Below are 5,043 nucleotides of genomic sequence, written 5' to 3' on the forward strand. Positions count from 1 at the left end.
GATTGGGACAGAAAACCGGTATATCGTAGGTTTTACTATCCACCCTAATCCTACAGACACAACAACGATGATCCCCCATTTGCAGCATCTAAAGGAGAAACTGGGTAGGTTCCCGGAAAACATCGTGGCAGATGCAGGATACGGGAGTGAAGAGAATTACGAATATTTAGAAGAAAAACAACTGGGCAATTATGTGAAATATAATAAGTTTCATTGGGAAAAGAGACGAAAGAACCGAGAGAACCCCTATTTACCGGAACATTTACCCTACAATAAAGAGAGGGATTGTTTCCTATGCCGGAATGGAAAACATCTGGAGCATGTAGGGGACCGAAAATATGTAACAGACGCTGGATATGAAACCCGTAGAGATTATTACCGGTGTGAAGACTGCGGAGGGTGTCCATATGCAGGGGAGTGCAAAAACTCAGACAAACCAAAGACGATACGGATATCCCATCGTTTAAATGAGTTAAAGAGAAAAGCGAACGAAAACCTTTGCTCTGAGAAAGGACTGGAGCTGCGTTCACAAAGAGTGGTGGAAGTAGAACAGACCTTTGGAAGAATCAAAGGCTGTTGGTCGTTCCGGCGATTTCTGCTCCGAGGAAAAGAGAAGGTAAAGATAGAGTGGGGACTATTATCGATTGCCCATAATATCACAAAAATGGCACTGGAAGGCTAAGGACCAGTGCCGTTTTTCAGATATGAAAGAGCCTTTTGATAAAAGAAAGGGATGCCCCTTTCCTATAAATTTAAAAATTCATAGTTTTGGGACACCCTCGAGAAGCCCCTAGTTCCAGAAATCTGTCCTGTCCCTAAGCTGGATGTCAGCAGCCTTGAAGACCGGGTTTTTGCCCGCCTTTTTCTGCATCATGTAATCCTTCAGGCAGCGGATGGCCGGCTTGCCAAGGATGATGATGACAGGCAGGTTGATGAGAGCCAGGAATCCCATGATAACATCGGCTGTGGCCCATGCGACGGAGAACTCCATGAGGGCGCCGCCAAATACAACGACCGTAGCAAAAAGGCGGAAAACGGTCAGCAGCTTTTTCCCCGGCTTTTTGTCACACAGATAACCGAGGCCCATCTCCGCATAAAAGTAGTTGCCGATGAGTGTGGTGAATGCGAAGAGGAACAGCGCGATTGTGATGAAGGTGGTTCCAAAGCTTCCCAGTGTCTCCGCTGCCGCTGTCTGTACCCAGGGCATTCCCTTCAGCGCATCGCTTGGTGCAACTCCGGAGCAGAGAAGCATGAAGGAGGTTGCAGAGCAGATCACGATGGTGTCGATAAATACGGAGAGCATCTGTACAAGACCCTGCTTAACGGGGTGGGACACAGAGGCGCTGGCGGCCGCATTAGGGGCGGAACCGACGCCGGCCTCATTGGAGAAAAGTCCTCTCTTGATACCCTGCATGATGCAGGAGCCTGTAAAGCCGCCAAAGATGGCCTGGAAATCAAAGGCGTTTGTAAAAATATCCACGAACATCTTCGGTATCAGGCTGAAGTGTGTCACAACGATGAAGAGGGCTACTGCCAGATAGAAGATACCCATGACAGGGACAAGTATACCGGTGATCTTTGAAATCTGCGTGCTTCCGCCGAATATACAGATACAGAAGATGACTGCCAGTATGCCACCGATGACGTAGGGAGTAGTCGTCTCGTTAAAAAAGCCGTATGCCCTGAAGGAGTCGGTTATGTTGAAGGAGGCCACCATGTTGAAGCCCACCATGTAGGTGAGGATCAGGAATACGGCAAAGACGGCTCCCAACCAGCGCTTTTTCAGCGCGGCCTGGATATAGTAGGCAGGGCCTCCGTAGCAGGTACCGTCCTGGGCCTTCCTTTTATAGATCTGTGCCAGAGTGCTCTCAATAAAGGCGGAGGCGCTTCCCAGCAGAGCCGTCAGCCACATCCAGAAGACAGCTCCCGGACCGCCGATGCAGATGGCGGTGGAGATGCCGGCAATATTTCCCGTTCCTACTCTGGAGGCCGTGGAGACCATCAGAGCCTGGAAGGAGGAGAGCCCGTCCTCGCTGTCCTTTGGTTCCATGACGACCCGGATCGCTTCCCGCAGCAGGCGGAACTGTACGCCCCGTGTCCGGATGGTGAAATAGATGCCGGTTCCAACCAGAAGGACGATCAGAATGTAGGTGTACAGCAGGTCACTTAAACTGTTGATAATCTGTGCAAACATGTTTGCCCCTCTCTTTCTCATATTTTTATCTTTTGTGTCTGTGTGGTGAAAATAAAGTCGGATATCTGCCCTCAAAGCCAAGACCTCAGCCATGTTGAAAAGGGAGTGGCAGACTCCTATATCATATCTCAGAAAAAGGGGGTTTGTCCAGCAAAATTTCCCGATAAAATGTACAAAATCCGAAGTGAAAACTTGACAGACAATCTTCCTATGGTAAAATTAGAAATAGTGTACATTTACGCAAAGTATTTAGGAGGAATGAACAATGGCAGTACCTTATAACCATAAGGCGATCGAGAAGAAGTGGAGGGAAAACTGGGAGAAGAACCCGGTGAATACCAAGGTAGATAAGAACGGCAACAAGCGTGAGAAATATTACTGTCTGGACATGTTCCCGTACCCATCAGGAAACGGGCTCCATGTAGGACACTGGAGAGGGTATGTGATCTCCGATGTGTGGAGCAGATACAAGCTCCTCCAGGGCTACTATATCATCCATCCCATGGGCTGGGACGCCTTCGGCCTTCCGGCTGAGAACTACGCCATCAAGATGGGCGTGCACCCGGCCAAATCCACAGCTGAGAACATCAAGCACATCAAGGAGCAGATCAACCAGATCGCGGCTCTCTATGACTGGGATATGGAGGTCAACACCACAGATCCGGAGTTCTACAAGTGGACACAGTGGATCTTTGTGAAGATGTTCAAGGCGGGGCTTGCCTATGAGAAGGAATTCCCCATCAACTGGTGTCCCTCCTGCAAGACAGGTCTTGCCAATGAGGAGGTTGTCAACGGAAAATGTGAGCGCTGCGGCACAGAGGTGACAAAGAAAAATCTCCGCCAGTGGATGCTGCGGATCACAAAGTACGCGGAGCGTCTTCTGAACGACCTGGACAAGCTGGACTGGCCGGAGAAGGTTAAGAAGATGCAGACAGACTGGATCGGAAAGTCCTACGGAGCAGAGGTGGATTTCCCGGTGGAGGGAAGAGAGGAGAAGATCACGGTCTACACTACTCGCCCCGACACTCTGTACGGCGCTACCTTCATGGTGTTGGCTCCGGAGCACGCCCTGGCGGCTTCCCTGGCCACACCGGAGAACAAGGAGGCTGTGGACAAATACATCTACGAGGCTTCCATGAAGTCCAACGTGGACCGTATGCAGGACAAGGAGAAGACAGGTGTGTTCACAGGGACATACGCCATCAATCCGCTGAACGGCGCAAAGGTGCCGATCTGGCTCTCCGACTATGTGCTGGCTGACTACGGTACAGGAGCCATCATGTGCGTGCCTGCACACGATGACCGTGACTTTGAGTTTGCGAAGAAGTTTGACATTCCCATCATCCAGGTTATCTCCAAGGACGGGAAAGAGATTGAAAATATGACTGAGGCCTACACAGAGGCGTCCGGAGTCATGATCAACTCCGGCGAGTGGAACGGCATGGAGTCCTCCGTGCTGAAGAAGGAAGGCCCCCATATTATAGAAGAGAAGGGCATTGGCCGCGCGACAGTCAACTACAAGCTGCGGGACTGGGTATTCTCCCGCCAGCGCTACTGGGGCGAGCCCATCCCCATCGTGCACTGCCCGGACTGCGGCGCCGTGCCCGTTCCGGAGGAGGAGCTTCCGCTGCGGCTGCCGGATGTGGAGTCCTATGAGCCCACAGGAACCGGCGAGTCACCGCTGGCTGCCATCGACGAGTGGGTAAACTGCAAGTGTCCGGTCTGCGGAAAGCCGGCCAAGAGAGAGACAAACACCATGCCCCAGTGGGCAGGATCCTCCTGGTATTTCCTCCGCTACGTGGACAACCACAATGACAAGGAGCTGGTTTCCAGGGAGAAGGCAGATGCCCTCCTGCCGGTGGACATGTACATCGGCGGTGTGGAGCATGCGGTGCTTCACCTCCTGTACTCCAGATTTTATACAAAGTTCCTCTGCGACATCGGCGTGATCGACTTTGACGAGCCCTTTACCAAGCTGTTCAACCAGGGCATGATCACAGGAAAGAACGGCATCAAGATGAGCAAGTCAAAGGGAAATGTCGTTTCTCCTGACGACCTTGTGCGCGACTACGGCTGCGACTCCCTGCGCATGTACGAGCTCTTCGTGGGACCGCCGGAGCTGGATGCAGAGTGGGATGACAGGGGAATTGACGGTGTGTACCGCTTCCTCAAGAAGGTCTGGAACCTGCTGCAGGACAGCAAGGACAAGGATATCAAGGCCACAAAGGAGATGCTCAAGGAGCGTCACAAGCTGGTCTACGACGTGACAACGCGTCTGGAGAACTTCAGCCTGAACACGGTCATCTCCGCGTTCATGGAGCACACCAACAGCCTGGCTGCCATCGCCAAGAAAGAGGGCGGCGTGGACAGGGAGACCATGGAGACAATGGCTGTTCTCCTGGCGCCCTTCGCTCCTCACATGGCAGAAGAGATGTGGGAGGAGCTGGGCCACACAGAGACTGTCTTCCACGCAGGATGGCCGTCCTACGATGAGGATGCCATGAAGGACGACGAGGTGGAGATCGCTGTCCAGGTCAACGGAAAGACAAGGGCAGTGGTAGCTCTTCCGGCGGACATATCCAAGGAGGATGCCATCGCGAAAGGCAAGGAAGCTGTAAAGGATAAGCTGACCGGCAATATTGTGAAGGAAATCTATGTGCCGGGAAGGATTATCAATATTGTGCAGAAATAAATGTAATAAATATTTAAAAGCATAAAAGGGAAAATGGCGCAGGTAATGGAAACATTATCTGCGCTGTTTTGTGTGCCCGGCGGGCACACGTTCTAACGGGTGAAAGTCCCTGACCCGCCCGGCAGTGGGAAGGGTGCAGCTAATGGCAAGGGCGTCA

3 protein-coding genes are annotated in these 5,043 nt (G+C 52.0%); 2 read left to right on the forward strand and 1 reads right to left on the reverse strand.

Annotation, left to right across the window (positions count from 1 at the left end):
- Nucleotides 1-682 (forward strand): transposase (locus NI21_RS0115505; RefSeq protein ID WP_033127116.1); only part of this gene is annotated, 682 nt, incomplete at its 5' end.
- A gap of 108 nt (nucleotides 683-790) precedes the next feature.
- Here NI21_RS0115505 and NI21_RS0115510 read toward each other — a convergent pair.
- Nucleotides 791-2,194 carry a sodium:alanine symporter family protein gene (locus NI21_RS0115510; protein ID WP_033127118.1) on the reverse strand — a complete coding sequence of 468 codons (1,404 nt, stop codon included), beginning with the start codon at nucleotides 2,192-2,194 and terminating at the stop codon, nucleotides 791-793.
- 265 nt (nucleotides 2,195-2,459) lie between these two features.
- Between NI21_RS0115510 and leuS the strand changes: the two genes are divergently transcribed.
- The gene (leuS, locus tag NI21_RS0115515; protein ID WP_033127117.1) at nucleotides 2,460-4,886 is read left to right on the forward strand and encodes a leucine--tRNA ligase; all 2,427 of its coding nucleotides are present in this window, start codon (nucleotides 2,460-2,462) and stop codon (nucleotides 4,884-4,886) included.
- Nucleotides 4,887-5,043: the final 157 nt, after the last annotated feature.

Source organism: Eubacterium sp. ER2 (assembly GCF_000765215.1).
GTDB classification, from domain to species: domain Bacteria; phylum Bacillota; class Clostridia; order Lachnospirales; family Lachnospiraceae; genus Claveliimonas; species Claveliimonas intestinigallinarum.